The 25,252-nt window shown below is 61.7% G+C and carries 22 protein-coding genes; 9 read left to right on the top strand and 13 right to left on the bottom strand.

The genetic code is table 11. From position 1 onward, the window contains the following. Positions 1 to 161: 161 nt before the first annotated feature. A complete protein-coding gene (locus B0D71_RS15495) occupies positions 162 to 1,091 on the bottom strand; it encodes a Ppx/GppA family phosphatase (RefSeq protein WP_103395536.1) in 930 nt (309 codons plus the stop codon). Positions 1,092 to 1,267: 176 nt separating this feature from the next. Between B0D71_RS15495 and ppk2 the strand changes: the two genes are divergently transcribed. Continuing rightward, positions 1,268 to 2,185 carry a polyphosphate kinase 2 gene (ppk2, locus tag B0D71_RS15490; protein ID WP_103395535.1) on the top strand — a complete coding sequence of 306 codons (918 nt, stop codon included), beginning with the start codon at positions 1,268 to 1,270 and terminating at the stop codon, positions 2,183 to 2,185. 273 nt (positions 2,186 to 2,458) lie between these two features. On the opposite strand, the gene B0D71_RS15485 is transcribed toward ppk2, so the two are convergent. Together B0D71_RS15485 and B0D71_RS15480 are read right to left on the bottom strand one after the other, a co-directional pair. Beyond that, positions 2,459 to 2,797 (bottom strand): hypothetical protein, encoded by a 339-nt coding sequence (locus tag B0D71_RS15485; protein ID WP_103395534.1) that lies wholly within the window; start codon positions 2,795 to 2,797, stop codon positions 2,459 to 2,461. A 58-nt stretch (positions 2,798 to 2,855) separates the two neighbouring features. Next, the gene (locus tag B0D71_RS15480; RefSeq protein ID WP_103395533.1) at positions 2,856 to 3,518 is read right to left on the bottom strand and encodes an ATPase; all 663 of its coding nucleotides are present in this window, start codon (positions 3,516 to 3,518) and stop codon (positions 2,856 to 2,858) included. A gap of 212 nt (positions 3,519 to 3,730) precedes the next feature. Between B0D71_RS15480 and B0D71_RS15475 the strand changes: the two genes are divergently transcribed. Beyond that, positions 3,731 to 4,036: an NIPSNAP family protein gene (locus tag B0D71_RS15475; protein ID WP_103395532.1), complete on the top strand. Its 306-nt coding sequence runs from the start codon at positions 3,731 to 3,733 to the stop codon at positions 4,034 to 4,036. Between the two features lie 13 nt (positions 4,037 to 4,049). On the opposite strand, the gene B0D71_RS15470 is transcribed toward B0D71_RS15475, so the two are convergent. The 5 genes from B0D71_RS15470 to speB form a co-directional block, all read right to left on the bottom strand. After that, entirely contained in the window at positions 4,050 to 4,508 is a 459-nt protein-coding gene (locus B0D71_RS15470) for a GNAT family N-acetyltransferase (RefSeq protein WP_103395531.1), read from the bottom strand. Between the two features lie 201 nt (positions 4,509 to 4,709). Then, complete coding sequence (gene betA / locus B0D71_RS15465; protein ID WP_103395753.1) at positions 4,710 to 6,398, bottom strand: choline dehydrogenase; 1,689 nt, start codon at positions 6,396 to 6,398, stop codon at positions 4,710 to 4,712. A gap of 17 nt (positions 6,399 to 6,415) precedes the next feature. Next, positions 6,416 to 7,990, bottom strand: a complete 1,575-nt coding sequence (locus tag B0D71_RS15460) for a purine-cytosine permease family protein (protein WP_103395530.1) — start codon at positions 7,988 to 7,990, stop codon at positions 6,416 to 6,418. A 230-nt stretch (positions 7,991 to 8,220) separates the two neighbouring features. Continuing rightward, positions 8,221 to 9,732: an aldehyde dehydrogenase family protein gene (locus B0D71_RS15455; RefSeq protein ID WP_103395529.1), complete on the bottom strand. Its 1,512-nt coding sequence runs from the start codon at positions 9,730 to 9,732 to the stop codon at positions 8,221 to 8,223. Positions 9,733 to 9,798: 66 nt separating this feature from the next. Continuing rightward, positions 9,799 to 10,800: an agmatinase gene (gene speB, locus B0D71_RS15450; protein ID WP_103395528.1), complete on the bottom strand. Its 1,002-nt coding sequence runs from the start codon at positions 10,798 to 10,800 to the stop codon at positions 9,799 to 9,801. Positions 10,801 to 10,952: 152 nt separating this feature from the next. On the opposite strand from speB, the gene B0D71_RS15445 reads away from it, so the two are divergent. From B0D71_RS15445 to B0D71_RS15415, 7 genes are all read left to right on the top strand, one after another. After that, entirely contained in the window at positions 10,953 to 11,867 is a 915-nt protein-coding gene (locus B0D71_RS15445; protein WP_103395527.1) for a LysR family transcriptional regulator, read from the top strand. Between the two features lie 69 nt (positions 11,868 to 11,936). After that, entirely contained in the window at positions 11,937 to 13,445 is a 1,509-nt protein-coding gene (locus B0D71_RS15440; protein ID WP_103395526.1) for a sigma-54-dependent transcriptional regulator, read from the top strand. A 315-nt stretch (positions 13,446 to 13,760) separates the two neighbouring features. After that, a complete protein-coding gene (gcvH, locus tag B0D71_RS15435; RefSeq protein ID WP_103395525.1) occupies positions 13,761 to 14,144 on the top strand; it encodes a glycine cleavage system protein GcvH in 384 nt (127 codons plus the stop codon). A gap of 30 nt (positions 14,145 to 14,174) precedes the next feature. Beyond that, the gene (gene glyA, locus B0D71_RS15430; protein ID WP_103395524.1) at positions 14,175 to 15,431 is read left to right on the top strand and encodes a serine hydroxymethyltransferase; all 1,257 of its coding nucleotides are present in this window, start codon (positions 14,175 to 14,177) and stop codon (positions 15,429 to 15,431) included. Positions 15,432 to 15,573: 142 nt separating this feature from the next. Further along, the gene (lipA, locus tag B0D71_RS15425) at positions 15,574 to 16,548 is read left to right on the top strand and encodes a lipoyl synthase (protein ID WP_103395523.1); all 975 of its coding nucleotides are present in this window, start codon (positions 15,574 to 15,576) and stop codon (positions 16,546 to 16,548) included. 30 nt (positions 16,549 to 16,578) lie between these two features. Beyond that, positions 16,579 to 17,337 (top strand): M15 family metallopeptidase, encoded by a 759-nt coding sequence (locus B0D71_RS15420; RefSeq protein ID WP_103395522.1) that lies wholly within the window; start codon positions 16,579 to 16,581, stop codon positions 17,335 to 17,337. Next, on the top strand, positions 17,334 to 18,050 hold the full coding sequence (locus B0D71_RS15415) for a L,D-transpeptidase family protein (RefSeq protein WP_103395521.1): 717 nt from the start codon (positions 17,334 to 17,336) through the stop codon (positions 18,048 to 18,050). Before B0D71_RS15420 ends, B0D71_RS15415 begins: the two co-directional genes overlap by 4 nt. A 138-nt stretch (positions 18,051 to 18,188) precedes the next feature. Here B0D71_RS15415 and B0D71_RS15405 read toward each other — a convergent pair whose 3' ends face one another. From B0D71_RS15405 to B0D71_RS15385, 5 genes are all read right to left on the bottom strand, one after another. Continuing rightward, entirely contained in the window at positions 18,189 to 19,577 is a 1,389-nt protein-coding gene (locus B0D71_RS15405; protein ID WP_103395519.1) for a purine-cytosine permease family protein, read from the bottom strand. A gap of 46 nt (positions 19,578 to 19,623) precedes the next feature. Next, on the bottom strand, positions 19,624 to 20,364 hold the full coding sequence (locus B0D71_RS15400; RefSeq protein WP_103395518.1) for a TorF family putative porin: 741 nt from the start codon (positions 20,362 to 20,364) through the stop codon (positions 19,624 to 19,626). A gap of 109 nt (positions 20,365 to 20,473) precedes the next feature. Next, the gene (locus tag B0D71_RS15395) at positions 20,474 to 22,213 is read right to left on the bottom strand and encodes an amidohydrolase (RefSeq protein ID WP_103395517.1); all 1,740 of its coding nucleotides are present in this window, start codon (positions 22,211 to 22,213) and stop codon (positions 20,474 to 20,476) included. Positions 22,214 to 22,231: 18 nt separating this feature from the next. After that, a complete protein-coding gene (locus tag B0D71_RS15390) occupies positions 22,232 to 24,082 on the bottom strand; it encodes an amidohydrolase (protein WP_103395516.1) in 1,851 nt (616 codons plus the stop codon). Positions 24,083 to 24,229: 147 nt separating this feature from the next. After that, entirely contained in the window at positions 24,230 to 25,252 is a 1,023-nt protein-coding gene (locus tag B0D71_RS15385; RefSeq protein WP_103395752.1) for a helix-turn-helix transcriptional regulator, read from the bottom strand.

The following is a 25,252-nucleotide window of genomic DNA, read 5'->3' as shown; positions in this document are numbered from 1 at the left end:
GGGGAGATCCCAAATCCCTTGTAGGAGCTGGCTTGCCAGCGATAATCGTTAACGATAACGCGTATGAACTGGATAACCGCAGCGCACTTGAGTCCATCGCCGGCAAGCCGGCTCCTACAGTTTCCCGGGAATGCCGGCCTGCTGGATGATCTTGCGGGGTTTCAGTGTTTACTCATCAACCCATGCAGCACGCCAAACCGCAGACCCGGTTCCGATGCAATCATATGGGTGATCCCGAACACCTTGAACGCCGCGAGCATCACCACCAGGCCGCCGGGCAAAATGCTCATTCGATGGGTGGGCAGCCCCGCCAGCTTGAGATGTTTCACATGTTTGACTTCCAGCAGGCGCAGCGACAGGCGCAACAGGCCACCGTAGGTGATGCCGCTCAGGCCGTCCTCATTCAAGCCGTTGGCCTTGAGCACCTTGGCCAGCATCCGCGCTGTCCCGGAAGAACCGATCGCCTGCTGCCAGCCCATGGCGCGGTAACGGCGGGCAATGCGCTCGAATTGCACCGTGGCCGCGCGCTCGGCCTCCAACAGCGCTTGGGCCACGATCCGCCCGCCATGGAAGTAATGCGCGCCGAAAGTGCCGCTGCCGATGGCAATGCTCTCGGTGACCAGCAACTGGTCGCCACGGCCGATGATCATTTCCGTGGAGCCACCGCCGATATCCACCACCAGCCGCGTGCTTTGCGCCGGCAAGGTGTGGGCCACACCGGCGTAGACCAGTTGCGCCTCTTCGTGACCGGAAATGACGTCGATGCGAAAACCCAAGTGACGCTCGGCACTGGCCAGGAACAGCGGCGCGTTGTCTGCTTCACGCACGGCACTGGTGGCCACCGCCCGCACGCGTCCGGCCTCGAAACCGCGCAGTTTCTTGCCGAACCGCGCCAACGCCTGCCAGCCACGGTCCAGCGCCAACTCATCGAGCGCCCCGCCCTGCAGGCCCTCGGCCAGACGCACCGGCTCACGCAGGGTTTTCACTTCCTGGATGACCATCTGCTGGTTGCGCCTCACCGATTGGCCAATCATCAGGCGAAACGCATTGGAGCCCAGGTCGATGGCGGCAAACAGCGGGGCGTCTTTCATAGGGAGTTCCTTGCACATTCATCTGCCGGCAGACTGGCGACCGCCGGGCACTCAAGACGGATTGCAAGGATGTTGCCATGGCTTCGATGACACCCAGATGACACCAGTGGCCATCACCACTTCGTAACAAACTGTGACTAGGATCGGCTGTGCCACCCACGACCCGAGTGCTCACCATGCTTTCCAATCAGGACACCTTGATCCAGCGCATCCACCGCGAGCTGCTCGATATCAGTGACGAAGAGCTGGAACTGGAATTATCGGAAGACGGACACAACCTGGACGCCCTGTTCGATGAACACATCGACGATGGCAGCGAGAAAGAAGCCCGGCGCCGCTACTTCGCCGAACTGTTTCGCCTGCAAGGCGAACTGGTGAAATTGCAGAGTTGGGTGGTGAAAACCGGGCACAAGGTGGTGATTCTGTTCGAAGGCCGCGATGCCGCCGGCAAGGGGGGCGTGATCAAGCGCATCACCCAGCGCCTCAATCCCCGGGTTTGCCGGGTAGCCGCCCTGCCCGCGCCCAACGACCGTGAGCGCACGCAGTGGTATTTCCAGCGTTACGTTTCGCACTTGCCCGCCGCCGGGGAAATCGTGCTGTTCGACCGCAGCTGGTACAACCGCGCCGGGGTCGAAAAGGTCATGGGGTTCTGCAATGACGACCAGTACGAAGAATTCTTCCGCACCGTGCCGGCGTTCGAGCGCATGCTCGCCCGCTCCGGCATCCAGCTGATCAAGTACTGGTTCTCGATTTCCGATCAGGAACAGAACCTGCGCTTTCTCAGCCGCATTCACGACCCGCTCAAGCAGTGGAAACTCAGCCCCATGGACCTGGAGTCGCGCCGCCGCTGGGAGGCCTACACCAAGGCCAAGGAAATCATGCTCGAGCGCACCCACATCGCCGAAGCGCCATGGTGGGTGGTGCAGGCTGACGACAAGAAGAAGGCTCGTCTGAACTGTATTCATCACCTGCTCGACCAGATGCCGTATGAAGAGGTCGAGCTGCCCGTGATCGAATTGCCACAACGCGAGCGTCAGAAAGACTATTCGCGGGGGCCTGTACCGCAGGAAATCATCGTGCCGGAGGTTTACTGACTCAACACAAGACCTGTGGCGAGGGGGCTTGCCCCCGTTGGGTTGCGAAGCGACCCCAGCAATCTTCTGGCAAATACGACTGCTGCGCAGCCGAACGGGGGCAAGCCCCCTCGCCACGATTAATCACTCGCAGCAGGATTTCCGGCATCCCGATGAAAGGCCATCAAACCGTCATCGAATCGTCATGAACCGGGCGCTATACTCAAGCCATCCAATGCGTGCTTTATCTTTCCGCTGCCTCTCCCGGCAGCTTTTTTTTGCCTGAAATTTGGCTTACAAACATTCCTGCGCCGCACGCTCGAACGTCGACGGCACGAACGCCGAGGCCAGCAGCTTGCGCTCGTACAGGAAGACCTTGCCGCCATTCGAGGCTTTGTAGGTTTCCAGTACGTTGTCCGCCGCCACTTTGCTCGGGACGACGATCCGGTAGCTGCGCTGGGTCTGCGACACCGTGGGTGCCAGTGCATCGTGCTGCAACTTCGGCACCACGCAATGGGTGTACTCCTCGGGCGACTTGCTGGTCTGCAAGGTCATCGTCGGGTCGTTCGGCGTGGCACAACCGGCCAGCAGCAACGAGGCGATTGCCAGAGTCAGGGTTAAAAAAGCGCGCATCAATCAGGTCCTGGAAAAAATCGTTGAATTGCCCGCCGCCCAGTGGACGTCGGGCCTGTTAATTAGTTGCTGCGGTCAATCCGGCGGATACCAGTGCCTTCAACGACGCGTCGAACTGTTTCAGCGCGGTCAGTTGCAGGTCGCGTTGCTGTTCGATTTGTGCGGCAATTTCCGGCGCGGCCTTGTCATGCACCCACACCGACGGCAGTTGTTTTTCCACCGCGCCTTCGGCCTTGCCGATGTATTGCAGGTTGGCGTCGTAGAACCGCGCGGCGAATCGCGCCTCGACCCGGTCGTTACGCTGGGTCAGCAACTGGTTGTGGGTATCGAGCATCACCACTACATCGGGATGAGCCTGCACCAGGGCATCAAGGTTGTCGTAGACCGTCACCGACAAAAAAGTCTTGTGCAGCGAACGCATCAGCCAGTCGACGGCCAGCTGCGGATCGGAGCTGTCGACGAAGGCCTGGCGAATCCGCGCATCCAGTGCGTTCCTCGCGCCATTCACGGCCACCGAGTGGTATTGCTCCAGGTATTGCAGGTTTTCCACGGTGTTTTCGCTGTAGAGCACCCCGACCGTTTGACCGTATTGCAATCCGCCCTGGCTCCCCGTGATGGGCGGCAGATGGCAGGCACGCGCATCCTCGGCGTAGGCCGATGCGGTGGATGCAACACTGCCCAGCAACAGGGCAATCACAGCCAGTCGGGTCAAGATTTTCATCGCGCAGGTTCCTTGAGCAGCGTGTTCAATGCTGGCAATTTTCCGCCTTTGCGCAAAAAACAGAACTTGCGATTCTTGATGGTGACTATTGACTGAACCAATAGTGCATCTGGCGCAAACTTACCGGTCAATGTCGAACAAGCGGCTGTGCCAGGCGCCCACGGTTCATTACAGTGGCACCTGCCCTCAAATCCCGATCAAGGAACGAAACAATGGTGACCTGCTACCTGAAATACGTACTCGACCCCTATCAGCTCGAAGCCTTCGAGCACTACGGCAAGTTGTGGATTCCACTGGTAGAGAAATTCGGTGGCCAGCACCACGGCTACTTCTTGCCATCGGAGGGCGCCAACAACATCGCCCTGGCGCTGTTCACCTTCCCGAGCCTGGCGGCGTACGAGCATTACCGGCAGCAGTCGATGAACGATCCGCAGTGCATCGCGGCGTTCAAGTACGCCGAGGAAAAGAAATTCATCCTCAGCTACGAGCGTTCATTCATGCGGCCAGTGTTTGGCTGACAGGATCGCTGAGTCAGCTTTTTTTCAGATCCAGGCAGTAGGTGTAGTAACCGGGGTCGCGCACCCAGCCCAGGGATTCATACAGGCGCTGGGCGGTGAGGTTGTCGGTGGCGGTTTCCAGGGTCATGCCTTTGCCACCGGCCAGCGTCGCAAAATCCCGGGCGGTGTTCATCAGCAGTGTAGCGACGCCTTTGCCCCGGGCGGCGGGCGTGGTGAACAGGTCACCGAGCAGCCAGGTGCGGTGGGCGTCGATCGAGGAAAAGGTCGGGAACAGCTGGACGAAGCCGAGGTTTTCACCGTCGCTGTCCTGGGCAAGAAAAATCACCGACTCGTCCCGAGCAAGTCGCTCGGCGATAAAGGCGCGTGATTGCGCCAGGTTCGACGGCTGCTCGTAGAACATCCGGTAGGCGTCAAACAAAGGGGCGATCTGGTCGATGTGCGATGCGTCGGCGCGCAGGGCCTGAATAGCCATGAGGGTGCTCCATTGCGGTCTCAAGGAATTACAGACTAGCAATGGCGAAGGAACAGCGACGTAAAATTTTCCCGACGAAGATCCCCCGTAGGAGCCGGCTTGCCGGCGATCCAGGCGACGCGGTCTATCAGGCTGGCCGCCATCGCTGGCAAGTCGGATCGCCGCACCGCAGCTCCTACAGGGGGTGTCGGTGTGTTTCAATCAAACGCGCACATTACGCCCTGGCAACGAGCTACGCTGGCTGCTCTCCCAGCCTTCGACCAACCCCACCGGCACATCCGCTGACGGCAGCATCTTGATGCCACGTACCAGATCGGACGCCCGCTCGGCGAGCATGATGGTCGGTGCATTGAGGTTGCCGTTCGGCTCGGTCGGGAACACCGACGAATCGATCACCCGCAGGCCGGCGATGCCGCGCACGCGCAATTCGGAATCGACCACCGCCATGTCGTCCTCGCCCATGCGGCACGAACCGCACGGATGGTAGGTGCTTTCCAGGTTGTCACGGACGAAGGCATCGAGGTCTTCATCGCTGGTCACCTGCGCGCCCGGGGCGATTTCGCCGTCGCGGAAGCGGTCCATGGCTTTCTGGCCGATGATCTCGCGGGTCAGGCGAATGCAGCGGCGGAAGCCTTCGCGATCCTCTTCGCGCTCCAGGTAGTTGAAGCGGATCTCCGGATGCTCGTACGGGTCAGCCGAGCGAACACGCACGTAGCCACGACTTTTCGGTTTGTTGGGACCGGTGAGCACCATGAAGCCGTGGCCCTTGATCGGCTTGTTGCCGTCGTAGCGCATCGCTGCCGGCAGGAAGTGAAACTGGATGTCCGGCCAGCGCAGGCCCTTTTCCGAGCGGATGAAACCACCGGCCTCGAAGTGGTTGGTGGCGCCCAGGCCGTCCTTGAACAGCAGCCAGCGCAGACCGATCATCAGCTTGCTCAACGGGTCCATCTTGCTGTTGAGGGTCACCGGTTCCTTGCAGCCGAACTGGATGTACACCTCGGCGTGATCCTGCAGGTTCTCCCCTACCCCCGGCAGGTCATGGCGTACGCCGATCCCGGCCTTGCGCAGGACGTCCGCCGGACCGATGCCCGAGCGCTGCAGCAGGTGCGGCGAACCGATCGGCCCGGAAGAGATCAGCACTTCGCGATTGCAATACACCTGGTGGGTCTGACCACCGTGGTCATACATGACCCCCACCGCACGCTTGCCTTCGAGGATGACCTGGCGCGTCATCGCATGGGTGATCACCGTCAGGTTCGGACGGCCCATGGCCGGGCGCAGATAGGCGTTGGCGGTTGAGCAACGCACACCGTTCTTCACGGTCATGTGCATGGCACCAAAACCTTCCTGCATGTAGCCGTTGCAGTCTTCGGTCTTGATGTAGCCCGCTTCGGCACCGGCTTCGACCCAGGCACCGTACAGCGGGTTTTTCATGTGGTTGCCGTTGGTGGTGTGCAGTGGGCCGGTCTGCCCGCGATAGCTGTCGCCACCCGACTCATAGCTCTCGGCGCGCTTGAAGTACGGCAGGCAGTTGCGATAGCCCCAGCCTTCAGCACCCAGGGATTCCCACTCGTCGAAGTCCAGCGCGTGGCCCCGGATGTACACCAGGCCGTTGATCGACGAGGAGCCGCCCAGCACCTTGCCCCGTGGGCAGTGAATGCGCCGGCCGTTGAGGAAAGTCTCCGGCTCGGTTTCGTAGCGCCAGTTGTACTTCTTGGTGTTCATCGGGATCGAGAAGGCGCTCGGCATCTGGATCACTACGCTCTTGTCACTGCCGCCGAATTCCAGGACCAGCACCGAGGTGGCCGGGTCTTCGCTCAGGCGGTTGGCCAACACACAACCTGCCGAGCCTGCGCCAATGATGATGTAGTCGTATTTTTGCGTGGTCATTCTTTGCGTGGTCATAGTTATCTCCCGACCGTCGATTCAGTGAGTACCCGCAGTGGCTGCTGTTTGTGGGTCAGCGTGTCGCCAGTGGTGTATTGCGGAGAGTTTTTCTCGATCTGCTGGATCACCACTTCTTCGCGTTTGAGGTCGATCGAGCGGCTCAGCCAGTAGTACGCCAGGCCCGAGACGATCAGCCCGACCAGCCAGGCGATGTCGATGCTGCCCAGCGCCTTGGCGAGCGGGCCGACATACACCTCGCGCTGTTCAACGCCGTCGAAGATGTAGAAGAACGGGATCATCGAGATAAAGCCGATGGCATAGGCGGCGATGCCGCGCAGTCCCCAGCTGCCATAGATGTTGCCGTGGGGCATGAAGAAGTGCGGGATGGCGTAGCGGCCCTTGCGCACGAAGAAGTAGTCGGTGAGGTTGACCGAGGTCCAGGGCACCAGAAAGTACAGCATCACCACCAGGTAAATGCCCAGCACCGACAGGCCTTTGCCGGAACTCTGGATGCTCAGGGCCACGCCCAGTTGCAGCAGGATCACGAACGCGATGGCGAGGATGCGAGCCCTGCGGGTGGGTTCGATGTGCTTGATCGAGTCGACGCAGGTCAGCGTGGTCAGCTTGGCGCTGTAGATGTTCATCGCGATCACCGGCAGGAACGCCAGGATGGTGACGACCACCACCGCCGTGCCCATCAGCGGCGACACGGTGTTGCCGACTTGCCCCAGGGCCACCAGCACGTCAGTGGAGTGCAGGTGATCGGCCAGCCAGCCACCCACGGAAATCATCCAAGCACCGGACAGCGAGGCACCGAGGAACACCACGGCGATCAGCTTGCCGCTGGAGGTATTTTTCGGCAGATAGCGCGAGTAGTCCGACACGTACGGGGCGTAGGCGATGTTGTAGCTGGCGGCCGCCGCAAACTGCGCGATGAAACCGGTCCAGTTGAACCCCAGCGGCTCGCGGGCCACTTCGCCTTCGGCGAGCGCCGGCAGCACCGCATCCGGTACCCAGCCCATCACCACCGCGACGGTCACCAGGCCATACAGCGGCAGCGACAGGAACAGCGCCCACTTGAAGCTGCGGTGCATCCAGTCATGGCCGAGAATCGCCAGCACCGCCGCCGGTATGGTCACCGCCACTGCGATCACCGCGGGGTTGAACCCGAACAGTGTGTGCAAGCCCTGCATCATCAATACCAGGTTGACGATGTTGAAGCCGGCGAACACGAACAGCGTCGCCAGCAGCACCAGGATCACCCCGCGATAACCGAACTGCGCACGGGACTGGATCATCTGCGGCAGGCCAAGGTGCGGGCCTTGCGAACCATGGAACGCCATGAACAGCGTGCCGAACATGATGCCCAGCGTGCCGGCGAGCGTGGTCCACAGCGCGGTCAGGCCGACGCTTGGGCCAACGAAGCCGATGGTCATGGTGAAGAAGGTGAAATTGCCGAGGAACCAGAACGGGCCCTGGCTCGACAGTTTGTCGGTGCGCTCGCTCTCGGGGATGAAGTCGATCGAATGCGACTCGACGACGGATTTTTCGTCGGGGCTGGACACGCTCGTGGCGGACTTGGCGTTAGTGTTCATGATGGACTCTTATTGTTGGAAGATCATGACGAGATAACCGCGTTCTTTCGGGCCACAGGTTCAGTGTTGCCCGTGCCTACCTGGCGTTGTTGCAGATGCCTTATTGGAAAAACGCAAAACCTGTAGGAGCGAGCCTGCTCGCGATGGTCGTTAACGAATACGCGTGCTTGCTGGTTAAACGCGGTGCTCTTGAGACCATCGCGAGCAAGCTCGCTCCTACAAGGGGCGTGTCAGCTTGGTAAGGTGATCCACACCGCCTTGGTTTCGAGCAGGTAATCAAGCTGCTCGGCGCCCAAGTCCTTGCCGAAGCCGGACTGTTTGTAGCCACCGAACGGCATCGACGGGTCGAGGGTGCCGTGGGCGTTGACGTAGACCGAGCCTGCTTTCAAGCGTGGAATCAGGCTGTGCACCTTGCCCAGGTCGTTGGAATAGAGCGCCGCCGCCAGCCCATAAGGCGAGTCGTTGGCCAGGGCCAGTGCGTCCTCTTCATCGTCGAACGGTGCAGTGACCAGCACCGGGCCGAAGATTTCTTCCTGGACAATGCGCATGTCGTTGCGGCAATTGGCGAAGATGGTCGGCTCGACGAAGAAGCCAGGGCCATCGACCGGTTGGCCGCCATAGACCAGTTCGGCGCCTTCGGCCTTGCCGGTTTCGATGTACTCGGTCACGCGCTGCTTTTGCAGGGCCGAGACCAGCGGGCCGATGAAGCAGTCCGGGTCCAGGCCCGGGGCCATTTTCAGGGTGCGTGTGTAGGCGATCAGCTCGCGCAGGAATTCGTCGTAGACGCTGCTATGAATATAGGCCCGCGTACCGGCGTCGCATACCTGCCCAGAGTTGAAAAACACGCCGTTGGCGACCGCCTGGGCGGCGGCCGGGATGTCGGCGTCGGCACAGACGATGACCGGCGATTTACCACCGAGTTCGAGGGTCAGGCGCTTCATGTCATCCAGCGCTGCGCGGCCGACAGTCTGGCCGACCGGGGTCGATCCGGTGAAGGTCAGTTTGTCGATGCCGGGGTGGGTGGCCATGGCCGCACCAACCACGCTACCGCGCCCGGTGACGATGTTGATCACGCCATCAGGGATACCCGCTTCCTGCACCAGCTCCGCGAAACGCAGGGCCGACAACGAGGTCAGTTCAGCGGGTTTGACCACCACGGTGCAACCGGTGGCCAGCGCCGCGCCGAGCTTCCAGGCCATGGTTTGCAGCGGGAAGTTCCACGGCACGATGGCGCCGACCACACCCACCGCTTCCTTGCGGGTATAGGCCAGGTAGTTGCCCGGCAGCGAAGGTTCGACGGTACGGCCGTGCAGTTTGGTGGCCCAGCCGGCGAAGTAACGCAGGGTATCGACGGTGCCCTGGATGTCCACGTCATTGGCGAAAGCCACGGATTTGCCCATGTCGATGGATTCGATTTCCGCCAGTTCAGCGGCGTTCTGTTCGATCAGATCGGCCAGGCGTTGCATCATGCGCTCGCGCTCGGCCGGTTTGGCCTGACGCCAGGCGCCGCCATCGAACTGGGCGCGGGCGGCTTGCACGGCGCGGTCCAGGTCGTCGGTGGTGCCCATGGGAATACGGGTGATCAGGCCTTCGGTCGAAGGTTCGATCACATCGGAAGTTTCGCCGTTGCTGGATTCGACCCAGGCGCCACCGATGAACATCTTCTGGACCTTGCTGAGGAAGGTCTGGGTGGCTTCGCTGACGCCGAATTTTTGCAGGTAGCTTTTGACGATCGTGTCCATTTTTGTTCTCTCTGCCCGGCAGTCAGGTCCTGCCGGGTCACTGGTTTCGATGATCGGTAATGGCTGTCAGGCCGGAGCGGTTTCGCTCTCGGCGGCGGCCCGCACCTTGCCCCGCTCGTGGAAGATGAAACCGATGCTGTTGAGCAACAGTTGCGCGGCGAGGATCGAGGTCATGCCGGTCGGGTCGTAGACCGGTGCCACTTCCACCAGGTCCATGCCGACGATGTTGCCTTTGCTGCGCTTGGCCAGGGCCTGGATGATTTCCAGCACTTCGTAGTAGAGGAAGCCGCCGTGGCTCGGGGTACCGGTGCCAGGGGCGATGGACGGGTCGAAACCGTCGATGTCAATGGTGATGTAGTAATTGATGTTCTGTGGGATCAGCGCCAGCACGCCCTCAACGCCGAGGCGACGCACATCGCGCACCGAGAGGATTTTCGAGCCGGCTTCGTGGGCCGCTTCGTAGTCGTCGCGGTTGGACGACGAGACGTTGCGGATGCCCATCTGGGTCATGCCGACAATGTGGTTCATTTCCGAAGCACGGCGCAGCGGGTTACCGTGGCCGTAGCGCACGCCGTGGCGTTCGTCGACGAAATCCAGGTGCGCATCGAAGTGAATGATGTGGATCGGGCCGCGACCTTCGAAGGCCTTGATCACTGGCGCGTGGACCGAGTGATCGCCGCCGAGCACCACCGGCATCACGCCGGCGTCGAGGATCTTGCGCACGGCATATTCGGTGTTCTTGTTGCTGGTGGCCATGTCGGTGTGGACGATGTCGGCATCACCGACGTCGACCATGCGCACGTCCGATGCAGTGAGGTACATCACGTCATCTTCGTGGTCGTAGGCGCCGGCGTGGCCGAAGGAAAACAGCGTCGATGCTTCACGAATCCCGCGAGGTCCGAAGCGTGCGCCGGAGCGCCACTGGGTGCCCATGTCGTTGGGCACGCCGAGCACCGCGACGTCGGCATCCAGCGCGTCCCAATCGGTGCACACCGGGGATTTGCCAAAGGTGCAATGACCTACGAATGGCAGGTTCAGGCGACCGGATTCATAACCGTTGTTCGACATTTCTAGCCTCTCCACTTCTTGTTATCGGCTTGGCGGAACTGCAAGGCGACCGCCGTTGGAGAGACTATGGGCGCAGGTTTTCGTGGAAAAAATGCTAAACATCAGATACTCATATCGGCATTGCCGATGCATCCACATGCCGGAGGTGCCTGATGATCCAGCTGCACGATGTCGACCTGAAACTGCTCAGGGTGTTTGCCACGATTGTGCGCTGCGGGGGGTTCTCGGCCGCGCAGGCTGCGCTCAACGCCGGGCAGTCGACCATCAGCGAACAGATGACCCATCTGGAAACCCGCCTCGGGGTCAAACTCTGCCAGCGCGGGCGCAGCGGTTTTCGCTTGACCGAACAAGGCGTGGCGATTCATGAAGCCACCCAGCGCCTGTTGTCGGCGGTGGAAAACTTCTGCATGGACGCCGACGTGCTCAAGCAGCACATCAGCGGCAAGCTCAACCTGGGCATCATCGACACCACCATCACCGACCCCGATTCGCCAATCCCGCGCACCACCCAGCGCTTCGTTTCACGGGGCCATGATGTGCACCTGAACGTGTACGTCGGCACCCCGGCGGAACTCGAAGAACGGGTACTCGACGGTCGCCTGCACCTGGCCATCGGGCACTTCCCGATCCATGTGCCGGGGTTGCTGCAATCACCGCTGTACCAGGAAGCCCTGGGCTTGTATTGCGGCCGGCGTCACCCGTTGTACGGCAGCCAGGCCGAAGGTGAGGAGCTGCTCGAAGAAGTCGCTGCGGGGCGGATCGTCGTGCGCGGCTACATGCAGCAATACGACCTGGAACACCTGGGCGTCAGCAAGGCGGCCGCCACCGTGGACAATATCGAAGCCACCGCGATCCTGATCATCTCCGGTGCCTACCTGGGTTTTCTGCCTGAGCACTTCGCCGCCCAGTGGGTCAAGAGCGGCGAGATGCACCAGTTGGCCCCGGGGAGCTTGCGTCTGAAATCGCCGTTCGACGTGATCACCCGGCGCGGCACGGCACCGCCGCCGATCCTGCAGGCGTTCCTTGAGGACCTGGCCGCCAGCGCCCGTCAAACCGGCACGCCGTGATGTGACGCTCGCCAAATTCAAATTTTGCCGGGCATACTGATTTTAGTTCGCCAACCTTGCAGGCCCGTCATGCGCATCCACGTCACCTTCATCGACCGCGTCGGCATCACCCAGGAAGTGCTGGCCCTGCTCGGTGGGCGCAGCTTCAATCTGGACGCCGTGGAGATGGTGCCGCCGAATGTCTACATCGATGCGCCGACCCTCGGTGCCGAGGTGCTGGAGGAGTTGCGCGAGGCACTTTTCGGCGTGCGTGGTGTGCAGGCGGTGACCATGGTCGACATCCTTCCGGGGCAACGGCGGCGCCTGCAACTGGATGCGTTGCTGGCAGCCAGTTCCGATCCGGTGCTGGCGGTGGATGACCGAGGTCATGTGCTGCTGGCCAACCCGGCGCTGATCGCCCTGTGCGGTCGCGAACCGGCCGGCGAATCGCTGACCGCGCTGTTCGACGATGCCGATTTGCAGCGCACCCTGATCGCTCACCATTTCCGCCTGCCGATGCACGAGGTCAGCCTCGGCGGCCAGACCTTGCTCCTCGACGCGATGCCGATCACCGACGCCGGCGCTCTGCTCACCCTGTACCAACCCAATCGCATCGGTGAACGCCTGTCGGCGCTGCACCATGACCACGCCGAAGGCTTCGATGCATTGCTTGGCGAATCAGCGCCGATCCGCGCACTCAAGGCGCGCGCGCAACGGGTGGCAGCCCTTGATGCGCCGTTGTTGATCCAGGGTGAAACCGGCACCGGCAAGGAGCTGGTGGCCCGCGCCTGTCATGCCATCAGCCCACGGCACGACGCGCCGTTTCTGGCCCTGAACTGCGCGGCCCTGCCGGAGAGCCTCGCCGAAAGCGAACTGTTCGGCTACGCCCCCGGCGCCTTCACCGGCGCGCAACGGGGCGGCAAATTGGGCCTGCTGGAACTGGCGGATCAGGGCACGGTGTTCCTCGATGAAGTGGGGGAAATGTCGCCCTATCTGCAAGCCAAACTGCTGAGGTTTTTGAGCGATGGTTGCTTCCGACGGGTCGGTGGCGACAAGGAAGTGCGGGTCAACGTGCGGGTGCTCAGCGCGACCCACCGCGACCTGGAAAAAATGGTCGCCGAAGGGCGTTTTCGTGAAGACCTGTTCTACCGCCTCAACGTGCTCAACCTGCAAGTGCCGCCGCTGCGCGAGCGCGGCCACGATATCCTGCTAATGGCCAATCACTTCATGCAACAGGCCTGCGCGCAGATCCAGCGACCGACGTGTCGCTTGGCGCCAAGCACCTTCAGCGCCCTGCTCGGCAACCGTTGGCCGGGCAATGTGCGGCAACTGCAGAACGTGATCTTTCGCGCGGCGGCGATCTGTGAAAATCCGCTGGTGGACATCGACGACCTGGACATCGCCCGCACCGCCGTGGAGCGGCAAAACGACGGCGAAGTCGGCAGCCTGGAAGAGGCTGTGGGCGACTTTGAGAAGAACCTGCTGGAACAGCTGTATCGCAGCTATCCGTCCAGCCGCTTGCTGGCGGCGCGGTTGCAGACGTCCCATAGCGCGATTGCGATTCGGTTGCGCAAGTATGGGATTCCCGGCAAGCCCTGAACTTGCTGTGACCCAATCCTACCTGGCAATACTGCCCCCCGTGTGGGACTGAGTCATGCGCGAGATCACCGTTCGTAAATCGATACAGCGTAGCGAAATCAAGACAAAACCTTTCCCACCTGCAATCACGGCGTCTGCGCCCAAAGCCCTGCTTGCCTGTATTGATTTCAATACAGCTAGAATCTCTCGCACTTAATAAAGTAACTCCAAACCATTGATTTAAAACAAATAAAAAACATTGGCACCGCCCTTGCTATCACTCCTCCAACCCCGCTCGTCGCCCCGCCACGAGCCTTAAAACAATAAGGAGTTGAGATGAGCCAATTGCGTTTTACCGTCGATCACGAATGGTTGCGCCTTGAGAGCAATGGCCTGGTCACCGTCGGCATCACGGCGTTTGCCCAGCAAGCGCTGGGGGATGTGGTGTTTGTTCAGGTGCCTGAACTGGGTGCCTTCGATGCAGGCGCTGAAGTGTCGGTGCTGGAATCGGTGAAGGCCGCCAGCAGTATCGGCATGCCGCTGGACGGTGAAGTGGTCGAGATCAACGCGACGCTGGAGAGCACCCCGGAACGGGTCAACGAAGACCCATTGGGCGAAGGCTGGTTCTTTCGCTTCAAACCGGTCGACATCGAGGCGCTGAGCGATCTACTGGATCAAGACGCCTATGAACGCCTGACCGCAGAACACGCCGACGCTTGAAGCCCAACCCTTCCACACAAGGACCACACCATGTTCAGCAAGCACGACCAGATCAAAGGCTATGACGACGAACTGCTGGCGGCGATGAACGCCGAGGATGCGCGGCAGGAACACCATATCGAGCTGATCGCCTCGGAAAACTACACCAGCCAGCGGGTCATGCAAGCCCAAGGCAGCGGCCTGACCAACAAGTACGCCGAAGGTTATCCGGGCAAGCGTTACTACGGCGGCTGCGAACACGTCGATGTGGTCGAGCAACTGGCCATCGATCGCGCCAAACAGCTGTTCGGTGCCGACTACGCCAACGTCCAGCCGCACTCCGGCAGCCAGGCCAACGCAGCGGTTTACCTGGCCCTGCTGCAGGCCGGCGACACCGTGCTCGGCATGAGCCTGGCCCACGGCGGGCACCTGACCCACGGCGCCAAAGTCAGCTTTTCCGGCAAGCTGTACAACGCCGTGCAGTACGGCATCGACACCACCACCGGCCTGATCGACTACGACGAAGTCGAGCGCCTGGCGCTCGAGCACAAGCCAAAGATGATCATCGCCGGGTTCTCGGCCTATTCGAAAACCCTGGACTTCCCGCGCTTCCGGCAGATTGCGGACAAGGTCGGCGCATACTTTTTCGTCGACATGGCCCACGTCGCCGGGCTGGTAGCGACCGGTCTGTACCCCAACCCCCTGCCCTACGCCGACGTGGTCACCACGACCACGCACAAGACCTTGCGCGGCCCGCGTGGCGGATTGATTCTGGCCAAGGCCAACCCGGAGCTGGAGAAAAAGCTCAACGCCGCAGTGTTCCCCGGTGGTCAGGGCGGCCCGCTGATGCACGTGATCGCCGCCAAGGCCGTGTGCTTCAAGGAAGCGCTGGAGCCGGCATTCAAGACTTATCAAGCGCAGGTGATCCGCAATGCCCAGGCCATGGCGCAGGTGTTTATCGAGCGCGGTTATGACGTGGTGTCCGGTGGCACCGACAACCACCTGTTCCTTGTCAGCCTGATCCGCCAGGGCCTGACCGGCAAGGACGCCGACGCCGCACTCGGTCGCGCCGGCATCACCGTGAACAAGAACGCGGTGCCCAACGATCCGCAGTCGCCGTTCGTGACCTCTGGCCTGCGCATCGGCACGCCGGCAATCACCAGCCGTGGCTTCAAGGAAGCGCAAAGCATTGCCCTGGCCGGCTGGATTTGCGACATCCTCGATCACCTCGGCGATGCCGACATCGAGGCCAATGTCGCACGACAAGCGGCCGCCCTGTGTGCCGACTTCCCGGTCTACCGCGACTGACCACACAACACAAACCCCCTGTAGGAGCGAGCTTGCTCGCGAAGAACCCAAAGACACCGCGTTAATCCTGAATGCGCGCGTAATCGTTGGCGACCATCGCGAGCAAGCTCGCTCCTACAGGTCTGTGCACAAGGAAATAACGATGAATGCCATTAACCCGGCCAAAGTAGAGGTCGGCACCAAACTGCGCGGCGCGGAAAAAGTCGCGCGGATTCCGGTGAAGATCATTCCCACGGATGAATTCCCGCGCAAACCCGACTGGATTCGCGTGCGCATGCCGATCTCTCCCGAGGTCGAGCGGATCAAGCAACTGCTGCGCAAGCACAAGCTGCACAGCGTCTGTGAAGAAGCCTCGTGCCCGAACCTTGGTGAATGTTTTTCCGGTGGCACGGCGACCTTCATGATCATGGGCGACATCTGCACCCGGCGCTGTCCGTTCTGCGATGTCGGCCATGGCCGGCCCAAACCGCTGGACGCAAACGAGCCGATGAACCTCGCCGTGGCCATCGCCGAGCTGCGCCTGAAATACGTGGTGATCACCTCGGTAGACCGCGACGATTTGCGCGACGGTGGCGCCCAACACTTTGTCGATTGCTTGCGTGAGATCCGCAAGCTGTCCCCCGGCATTCAACTGGAAACCCTGGTGCCGGATTATCGCGGACGCATGGACGTGGCCCTGGCGATCACCGCCACTGAACCGCCCGATGTGTTCAACCACAACCTGGAAACCGTACCGCGCCTGTACAAGGCCGCGCGGCCGGGGTCGGACTTCGAGTGGTCGCTGGACCTGCTGCAGAAATTCAAGCAATCGGTGCCCCGTGTGCCGACCAAATCCGGCCTGATGCTGGGCCTGGGCGAAACCAACGAGGAAGTCATCGAGGTCATGCAGCGCATGCGCGAGCACGACATCGACATGCTGACCCTCGGCCAATACCTGCAACCCTCGCGCAGTCACTTGCCGGTGCAGCGCTTCGTGCACCCGGACACCTTTGCCTGGTTCGCCGAGGAAGGTACGCGCATGGGCTTCAAGAACGTGGCATCCGGCCCACTGGTGCGTTCGTCCTATCACGCCGATCAACAACTTCATGGAGGTACGGACGGTTTCAAGCCATCATGAGTCGACTGGTCATGCATGGAGCCGTTCCCGATGTCGCGTTCACCCTGCCTGTTGATGCTGTACCTGAGTCTTGCCCTGCCGTGCATGGCCGCCGAGTCGAAACCCGGGCACATGGTGTATGTGCGCAGCGTCGACCCGGGCATCGAGCAGGACATCCGCTACGCCAGCGCCCACAACTTCACCGGGCACCCGCTCGACGGCTACAAGGCGGCAGAATGTCTGCTGTCGGCGGATGCAGCCAGCGCCCTGGCCCGGGTGCAAATGGCACTCAAGGCCGAGGGCTACGGTTTGAAGGTATTCGATTGCTATCGCCCGACCCGCGCGGTGGCGGACATGGGCCGATTCGCCAGCGAACCCGGCGACCCGCTCAAGACCGAGTTCTATCCACGGGTCGACAAGCAGGACTTCTGGCGCCTGGGTTATGTGGCCCGGGTGTCCAATCATTCCCGGGGCAACACCGTCGACCTGACCCTGACCAGCCCCGACGCCCTGCCCGCCGACACCTGGACACCTTCGGCCACGCCAGTGGATTGCACCGCCCCTTACGGCCAGCGCTGGCGCGACGGTGCCCTCGACATGGGCACCGGTTTCGATTGCTTCGATGAGCGGGCGCACACCGACTCGGCGCTGATCAACGCCACGGCCAAAGCCAATCGCCAGCGGCTTACCCATGCCATGGCCAAGGAAGGCTTTGTAGGTTATTCGGCCGAGTGGTGGCACTTCACGTACAGCGGGAATGCGCAGAAGCCGGACGTCATGGATTTCCCCGTTACACCGTCGGCGCCATGAACATTCTGCTCAAGACCCTGTTGGTCGCGTTTTTTCCACTGGTCGCAATGGCCCAGGGACTCGACGGCAGCGACCAACTGATCGTGGTCACCAGCAACAGTTGGGATGCCATTCAGGCCACAGCCCAGCGCTATGAACGGCGCGGCAAGACCTTTGAAAAATTCGAAGCGCCGTTTGCCGTGGTGCTGGGCAAGAACGGCATGGGTTGGGGCAAGGGGCTGCTCGATATCGGGCAACCTGAAGGACCGGTCAAACAGGAAGGCGATGGCAAGGCGCCGGCCGGGATGTTCAAGCTGGGAACGGCGTTCGGTTATGAGCCTTCGGCCGAAACCCTCCTGCCTTATCTACCGTTGACGCCGACCATCGAATGCGTGGATGACAGCGACTCGGCACGCTACAACGAACTGGTCGACGGAGCCGTCGTCGACAAAGACTGGAGCAGCTCCGAACGGATGCGCCGCACGGATGAGCTGTACCGCCAAGGCATTGTCATTCAGCACAACACACCGGCCTCTCCATCTGCCGGCTCGTGCATTTTCTTCCACATCTGGCGCGGCCCCACCGCGCCGACCCGTGGCTGTACGGCCATGGAACCGGCGAACATCGCACGGCTGTTCAACTGGCTGGACCCGGGCAAATCCCCGGTGCTGGTGCAACTGCCGCAAGCGCAGTACGAGCAGTTGCGTGAGCGTTGGAAGTTGCCTGAGCGCTAACCCTGTGGCGAGGGGGCTTGCCGGAACGCCGCATCGCCCCGTTGGACTGCGCAGCAGGCCCATCTTTTAGGGCCGCTTCGCGCCCCAACGGGGGCAAGCTCCCTCGCCACAAAAGCTCGCTCGCCACAGGTGCGGGCATTAACCCCGCTCAACCACCACGCCACTCATCGACGGCTTGGCCAGCGCGTAATAGATCACCCCCGGCACCAGCAGCCCGACGATCCAGGAAATATCTACCCCGCCCAGTTGCGCAACCATCGGCCCGGAGTAGAAATGGGTGTCGACAAATGGCAATTGGATCAGCACGCCGATCACATAGACGCTGATCCCCAGCACGTTCCAGCGACCGTAGCGCCCGCTCGGGTCGGACAGTGCCGGGATGTCATAGCGCTCCTTGTTGATGAAGTAGTAATCCACCAGGTTGATCGCGCTCCACGGGGTGAAAAACGTCAGCAAAAACAGGATGAAGTACTTGAACGAGTTGAGGAACGAGTACTGCCCCAGCAACGCCAGCGTGGTGGACGCCGCGACAATCAGCAGCACAAACAGCATGCGCTGGCGGGCGGTGATTTCCAGGCGACGACGAAAGCCACTGATGATGGTGGCGATGCACATGAAACTGCCGTAGGCGTTGAGGGTGGACACCGTGACCTTGCCGAAGACAATGCTCAGGTACAGCAAGGACGCAATCACCCCGGTGCTGCCCAGGCCAACAATGGTCGCCACTTCATGACCTCGGAAATTCGCCCCGGCCAGTGCGGCGGCGAACACGCCCAGCACCATCGATGCCTGAGCCCCCAGCACTGTGCCCAGGCCCACGGCGGCGAAGGTTTTCCACGATGAGGTCTTGCTCGGCAGGTAGCGCGAGTAGTCCGCCACGTAAGGGCCGAAGGCGATCTGCCAAGACGCGGAAAGGGACACTGCCAGCAGGAAGGTGCTCCAGGCGAAATGACGATTGTCGAGCAGCAGGCCGATGTCGTTGAGGGTCATCAACCGGGTGAACAAGTACGCGAACGCGATGATGCCCAGCACGCTGGTCACCCGCCCGACCAGGTGAATCACCCGATAACCGAAGATCGTCAGGAACGCGATGCACGCGGCGAAAATCAGGATGCCGGCGCTGTCGCTGACGCTGATCAATTGCGCAATCGCCTGCCCCGACAGCACCGCGCCGGTGGCGCTGAAACCGAGGTACATCAGGCACACCAGGACAATCGGGATTGCCGCGCCATACACCCCGAATTGCACTCGGCTGGAGATCATTTGCGGCAGCCCGAGCTTCGGCCCTTGCGCCGCGTGCAGCGCCACCACGGCACCGCCCAGCACCTGCCCGATCAGTAAGCCAATCAGCGACCAGAACACATCGCCGCCCAGTACCACGGCAAGGGCGCCGGTGACGATGGCGGTGATCTGCAGGTTGGCGCCGAGCCACAGGGTGAACTGGCTATAGAGACTACCGTGACGCTCAGACTCGGGAATGAAATCGATCGAGCGAGTCTCGATCAGGGGACTGCGTTGCGCACTCATGGCGTTGTTTCCTTTGAGGAACTGTTTTTGTTGTCAGGGACGGAAATTAAAAGGTCTTGGTGGCGCTGGCTACAACCGTCGCCGAGCAGAGGTCGTCATAGCCGTACCAACTGCTGCACTCGCTTTTCGACAAGTCGGTGTCGACATAGCTCAGCCCCCAGGTCACGCCGACGAAGTCACGAGTCAGCTTGGCTTCCCACTCGTAGTAAGACTCGCGGTTATCACCACTGGCGGACCAGAACGCGGGGTCATTCACATCGTTGCGCCCAAAGCGCAGGTCCAGGCCGACTTCGGCCGGCAAATCGATTGTGTAGCCCAGGTAGGTGTAAAGGGTGTCCTGGTCCTCGCCGAAGAAGTTCGGCGTGTCCTTGGAGTAAGAGGCACCCAGCTTCACGCCGTACAGGTCGAGAACGGCGTAGATTTCGCTCAGGTTGAATTCGGAATTTTTCGGGTAGTCGTACTTGATGTAGCCCAGGTCCAGGCTGATCGCGTCCGTGGCCTGCCAGTAGTAACCGGCGTAGTACTCAAGCTCCTGCCGGGTGTCAAAGCCGCCGCCGAAATCGACGTTGGAGGTCCAGGCACCGATGTACAGGCCGCTGCTGTGCAACAGCGTTGCGCCGCCCTGCACCGCCGGATCGCCCAGGGTCTGCGAGATGCCCCGGGTGCGGTAATCGCTGACGACGCCCAGGGTCATGTCCAGGCTGAAATCATCGTTGAGGGTCAGGGCCTGGCTGGTCAGGGGGGCCAGTGCCAGTGCGGCGAGGGTCAATGCTGAAAATGCGTTCATACAGTTCTCTTGTTGTTATGGCGTACGGGGGAATTTCAGGCATGGCGATGCCACACCCCTCGCGTTACGAGGGGCTGGCCGTTGATTACGTGGGTCGGATGTACGCAGGTCAGGACGCGGGGGCGTAGACCTGCTTGCCGGCGAAGAAGGTGTTCAGGACTTTGGTTTCGAACAGTTCGTCATCGCTGACCTTGAACACATCGCGGTCGAGGATGATCAGGTCAGCCTGCTTGCCCGGTGCCAGCGAACCGATCTGCTTGTCCAGGCGCAGGGTTTTCGCCGCGTTGAGGGTGTAGGCATAGAACATGGTCTGGCGGTCGATGCTTTCCTTGGCATTGAGCACGCCCAAGGGGCCTTTGCGCGTGCTGGCCTGGGCAATGGCGTTGAACGGATTGGCGCTCGACACCGGCCAGTCGCTGCCACCGGCAATTGTCGCGCCGGCGTTATGCAAGGACCGCGCGGGATACTGGTAACCGTAGGCAAAGGCACTGATGTAAGGCTTGACCAGCTCGACGGTGTAGGACTCGCCGGTGGCCCACAGCAGTTGCATCGAGGCGATCACGCCCAGTTGCTTGAAGCGCGGAAACTCCTTGGGATTGACCAGTTGCAAGTGCGCGATGCTGTGCGGCACGGGCGTCGGGCTGAGCTTGCGCGCATAGGCCACGCCATTGAGCGCTTCACGCACCGCGCGGTCGCCGACGGCATGCATATGCACGATCCAGCCGCGTTTTTCCGCCGCCACCACCAGTTCGCCGAAGTGCGCCGGGTCGGTCAGCAATTGGCCGTTCTTGTGGCTGTTCTTGTACGGCACGACAACCGCCGCTGTTTGCCCGGGGAATTCGAGAATGCCGTCGACAAACACCTTGATGCCGGGGAACGTCAGGTTGGGCACGCCCTCGAATTGCTTCATCACCGTGGCGATCACTTCCAGGTCGGCGGGTTTGCTCTTCGGATTGGTGACCATCAACGCGGCGACGTGGGCACTGAGTTCGCCGTTCTGCGCCAGTTCCTTGTACAGCGGCAGCACGCCGACACTTTCCGCAGTGGCATGGAAATCGAACAGCGAATCTTCGCTGCCGCCGTTCGCCGCCGCGTCCATCCAGGCGGTGACGCCGAATTGATTGTTGATCTTCACCGCCTCGCGAGCGGCCTTGAGCATGGCCTCCGGGCTCGGCGCCGGAATACCGTTGCGCACCACGTCCCAGCGGGACTCGGCAAAGTAGCCGTTAGGGGTGAAGTCCGCTTCATGGCCGATGTAGCCGCGCTCTTTTTCCGGCAGGCTTTTCACCAGTGCCGAGTCGATGTTCAAGCGTTTGAGCATCGCGTTGTTGGCCCAACCGGTGTGGCCGTCGATGCCGCTGAAGACAATTGGTTGATCCGCCCAGCGGCCCTGGTTGAACACCTTGCCCAGCTCACGGCTTTTCTCCCAGTAGGCCGAACTGACCCCGGCCACGCTGATCACATCACCGGCCCGGGCACGCCCGGCGTTGTCTTCTTCGATCAACCATTGCTCCAGTTCCGGCAAGGGTTTGACCTCGTCCAGCAGGTTGGCCTTCATGCTGTCGAACGCACCCACCACCGGGTGGCTGTGGGTGTCGATCATGCCTGGCATCAATACCTTGCCCGCCAGGTCGATTCGCTGGGTCTTGGCGTCGGCCAGGGCATTGATTTCGGCATCGCTGCCCACTTTCAGGATCTTGCCGTCTTGCACCGCAACAGCCTGCACCAGCGCCTGGCCGGGTTCGGCGGTGAACACTTTGCCGTTGAACAACACCAGGTCAGCGGCGGCCATCGCTTGTACCGAGGACAATGCCAGCGCGGCGGCCAACAGGTTTGGAATGAATCGCATCGGAACGCTCTCTAGTTTTTATTGGGCGGATCGGGAAGTAACTGCCTGGGAAACCACGTTTGGCGCAAAACCGAGGAACGGCGTTTTGGCCCACACGACCTTGCCGCCAACCAACGTCAGCAGCACGTCATTGCGACCCAGTTCCTCCTCGGGCACCTGCATGAAGTTCTTGTCGAGCACGATCAGGTCAGCCAACTTGCCGACTTCGACCGAGCCCAGCACCGCGTCCAGCTTCAGCTGTTCGGCGGAACTGAGGGTGATGCTGCGCAGCACCTCGGCTCGCGACAGCGCCGGATCGGTGTTGAGTCGCCCGGCATACTTGGGCCCATAGCTGTGCGGATTGGTCGGATCGCCCGAACGAGTGACGCCGACTTTCAACGCGAGGAACTCATCCAGCGGATCGACCGGCCAGTCGCTGCCAAACGCCACGCGACCACCGGCACGGGCGATGCTGCCCGAGGGTTCCATGCGCTCGAATCGCTCGGCACCGAGGTGATCACTGGTGCCGTCAACCGTGGACGGTGCCTGCTGCGCCCACTGGAACGACATGGTGGCCGTGACGTCCAGCGCCTTGAAGCGTGAATAGTCGGCAGGGTCGACTGATTCGGCGTGAGCGATGGCCGGGCGGAAGTCTTGTCCGGGCAGCTCCTTGCGCACGTAGGCGACACTGTCCAGTGCATCGCGCACCGCGCGTTCGCCAGTGGCGTGCAGGTGCGGATCGAGACCGGCCTTGACCGCTTGCAGCACCAGCGGATTGAGCACTTGTGGCGGGAAGTACAGTTCGCCCAGGTTCTTGCCCGGCGTCCACTTCGGCGCCTGGTCGGTGCCGCTGTTGTGCAGGTACGGGGTCAACATGGCGCCGGTGTCCGCCGGGGCGTTGATGATGCCGTCCATGAACAGTTTGACGTGGCGCATGTTCACGCCGGGCGCGACCTTCACTTCACCCTGGTCGTAGGTGCTGGCCAGGGCCTTGGCCTCGGCGATGGTTTTCACCGGGTCGGCGGCAGCGGCGGCCGGGTCCAGCTTGATCGCCAGCAAGGCCCGGGCAGTCAGTTCGCCGGACTTTTGCAGAGTGGTGAAGGCCTTGCCGTTTTCCGGCCCCGCCAGCGCATCGAAGAAACTGGTGATGCCTTGCTGGCGCATGGCGTCGAGGGCCGCTCGCATCTGGTTGAGTTTTTCTGCGTCGGTCGCAGGCGGCACCACGGCGGCCAGCGACTCGGCGGCGCCATCTTCACAGATACCGTTCGGGTTGCCGGCGCTGTCGCGGCGGTATTTGCCGTCTTCGGGATCGGCGGTGTTCTTGTTGATCCCGGCCAGTTCCAGGCCGCGAGAGTTGGTCAGCACGGTGTGGAAGTCGGTGGAGCGCACCTGGATCGGGCGCTTGGTCTTGAGCGCGTCCAGGGTCGACTTGTCGGCATCGCCGTCGAGCCCGGTCATGCCCATGCGATCCCAACTGCCGACTTCCAGCCAGACGTCCGGGCCCTTGTCCTTTTCGGCATCGAGGCAGGCCTGGATGCTTGCCTGAAACTGCGCGCGGGTCATGGTCTGGTATTTCAGGTCGCACAACGTCATGGCGCGACCGCCATCCCCCGGGTGCATGTGCGCGTCGACGAAGCCCGGCATCAGCATGCGCCCGGCGAGGTCGATCAGTTGTGTTTGCTTGCCGATGTAGCCGTCGACCCCGGCATCGCTGCCGACATAAACGATCTTGCCGGCCGAAATGGCGATGGCCTGCTGCACGGAATTCTGGCCATCGACCGTGTAGACGTAGCCATTGCGCATGACCGTGTCGGCGGGTGTCGCGCCCAATGCAACGCAGGAAAATGCCGTTGCCGATGCAACGGCGATGAACAACCTGGAAAGTCTCAAATGCCTCACCCCTGTTCTTATTGTTTTGAAGCGGCCCGAGCGGCTGCACAAGCCCTTGTATAGACAGGGCCTACCCTATAGGGCGCGGCGCTCGATTGGACCTCTGCAAATGAGGAGGGGTCAGGCAAATAGTTGAAACGGCGGGGATTAATCCCGGCGCACGGACTCCGCCAGCGCGCCCGGCGTACGCAGGACCGAACCCAGCTCCACCTTGCTTTTCACACCGAGTTGCAAGTAGCAATTGCGCAGGTAGGTGCGCACGGTCGACGGGCTCAAGGCGAGCATTCTGGCGATTTCCTTGTAGGAGTGGCCAGCGGCGAACAGCATCGCCGCCGTGCGCTCCCGCGGTGCCAGGCCGTCCCCGCCCGAGGGGGCTTCGAGGGACAGGATGACGTGTTCGGCGTTGGGGCTCAGGGTCAGAGCGCAGCGGCCCAGACGGATCACGCAGGGAGCCTTGGACAATTGCGTGATCACCTCTGGTGGCAGCGTGGAACCGCTCCAGCCGGGCAGTTCGCGCTGGATGGCGACGCACAACCTGGCCCCCACATAGAGCAGGCTACCGTCCATGCGCGCGACGCCAAAATCACTCGCCCCGTTTTCGCTGTCGAAGCGAATCATGTCCTGCACCTGAAACCGCCACAGCTGGAACAGGTGATCGCAGAACGCCGAAAACAGCCCGGCTTCGTTCTCCTCGAACGCCTGTTCATCCTGCCCCCGGTAGAGGCAGACGAAAAACATCAGGCCGCTTTCGGGCAATTCGTAGGTGATGCTCATCAAGTGATAGAGATCGAAGCGCCGGGCGAAATCATTGACCGCCTCGCAAGGGTCGTTGAAACCCGTGTCGCACACCACCTCACCGGGACGATTGAGCGTGGCGTAGGAGAACTGATCGTTGGCCGCCACCGGATGCCATTCGGCGGCAAAGGATTCAGGAAGATTGATGCTGCCATGCATCCAGCTTTGCATGGGCACCTCAGGACCTGGTGCAGACATTTCGCCCCACCAGGCAGATGCGAAGGGCACCAGTTGACCGAATGCCTGCAGACCCTCGGCGATGAACCGCGACGCCCCGCTCTCCCGCGCCAGCCGCCCAAGGTGCAATACGCAATGATTGAACGCCTTCAGCGTGGCCAACGACCCGTCGTCGCCTATCTTGTTCCCCTCCTCCAT

The sequence above is a fragment of the Pseudomonas laurylsulfativorans genome (genome assembly GCF_002906155.1).
Taxonomy (GTDB): domain Bacteria; phylum Pseudomonadota; class Gammaproteobacteria; order Pseudomonadales; family Pseudomonadaceae; genus Aquipseudomonas; species Aquipseudomonas laurylsulfativorans.
The sequence above is the reverse complement of the archived record's forward strand: the minus strand, read 5'-3'. Positions and strand labels throughout refer to the sequence as shown.

Excerpts from the sequence above, each read along its gene's own strand:
- B0D71_RS15495 (WP_103395536.1), bottom strand. The coding sequence starts at position 1,091 with ATGAAAGACGCCCCGCTGTTTGCCGCCATCGACCTGGGCTCCAATGCG.
- ppk2 (WP_103395535.1), top strand. The coding sequence starts at position 1,268 with ATGCTTTCCAATCAGGACACCTTGATCCAGCGCATCCACCGCGAGCTG.
- B0D71_RS15485 (WP_103395534.1), bottom strand. The coding sequence starts at position 2,797 with ATGCGCGCTTTTTTAACCCTGACTCTGGCAATCGCCTCGTTGCTGCTG.
- B0D71_RS15480 (WP_103395533.1), bottom strand. The coding sequence starts at position 3,518 with ATGAAAATCTTGACCCGACTGGCTGTGATTGCCCTGTTGCTGGGCAGT.
- B0D71_RS15475 (WP_103395532.1), top strand. The coding sequence starts at position 3,731 with ATGGTGACCTGCTACCTGAAATACGTACTCGACCCCTATCAGCTCGAA.
- B0D71_RS15470 (WP_103395531.1), bottom strand. The coding sequence starts at position 4,508 with ATGGCTATTCAGGCCCTGCGCGCCGACGCATCGCACATCGACCAGATC.
- betA (WP_103395753.1), bottom strand. The coding sequence starts at position 6,398 with ATGACCACGCAAAAATACGACTACATCATCATTGGCGCAGGCTCGGCA.
- B0D71_RS15460 (WP_103395530.1), bottom strand. The coding sequence starts at position 7,990 with ATGAACACTAACGCCAAGTCCGCCACGAGCGTGTCCAGCCCCGACGAA.
- B0D71_RS15455 (WP_103395529.1), bottom strand. The coding sequence starts at position 9,732 with ATGGACACGATCGTCAAAAGCTACCTGCAAAAATTCGGCGTCAGCGAA.
- speB (WP_103395528.1), bottom strand. The coding sequence starts at position 10,800 with ATGTCGAACAACGGTTATGAATCCGGTCGCCTGAACCTGCCATTCGTA.
- B0D71_RS15445 (WP_103395527.1), top strand. The coding sequence starts at position 10,953 with ATGATCCAGCTGCACGATGTCGACCTGAAACTGCTCAGGGTGTTTGCC.
- B0D71_RS15440 (WP_103395526.1), top strand. The coding sequence starts at position 11,937 with ATGCGCATCCACGTCACCTTCATCGACCGCGTCGGCATCACCCAGGAA.
- gcvH (WP_103395525.1), top strand. The coding sequence starts at position 13,761 with ATGAGCCAATTGCGTTTTACCGTCGATCACGAATGGTTGCGCCTTGAG.
- glyA (WP_103395524.1), top strand. The coding sequence starts at position 14,175 with ATGTTCAGCAAGCACGACCAGATCAAAGGCTATGACGACGAACTGCTG.
- lipA (WP_103395523.1), top strand. The coding sequence starts at position 15,574 with ATGAATGCCATTAACCCGGCCAAAGTAGAGGTCGGCACCAAACTGCGC.
- B0D71_RS15420 (WP_103395522.1), top strand. The coding sequence starts at position 16,579 with ATGTCGCGTTCACCCTGCCTGTTGATGCTGTACCTGAGTCTTGCCCTG.
- B0D71_RS15415 (WP_103395521.1), top strand. The coding sequence starts at position 17,334 with ATGAACATTCTGCTCAAGACCCTGTTGGTCGCGTTTTTTCCACTGGTC.
- B0D71_RS15405 (WP_103395519.1), bottom strand. The coding sequence starts at position 19,577 with ATGAGTGCGCAACGCAGTCCCCTGATCGAGACTCGCTCGATCGATTTC.
- B0D71_RS15400 (WP_103395518.1), bottom strand. The coding sequence starts at position 20,364 with ATGAACGCATTTTCAGCATTGACCCTCGCCGCACTGGCACTGGCCCCC.
- B0D71_RS15395 (WP_103395517.1), bottom strand. The coding sequence starts at position 22,213 with ATGCGATTCATTCCAAACCTGTTGGCCGCCGCGCTGGCATTGTCCTCG.
- B0D71_RS15385 (WP_103395752.1), bottom strand. The coding sequence starts at position 25,252 with ATGGAGGAGGGGAACAAGATAGGCGACGACGGGTCGTTGGCCACGCTG.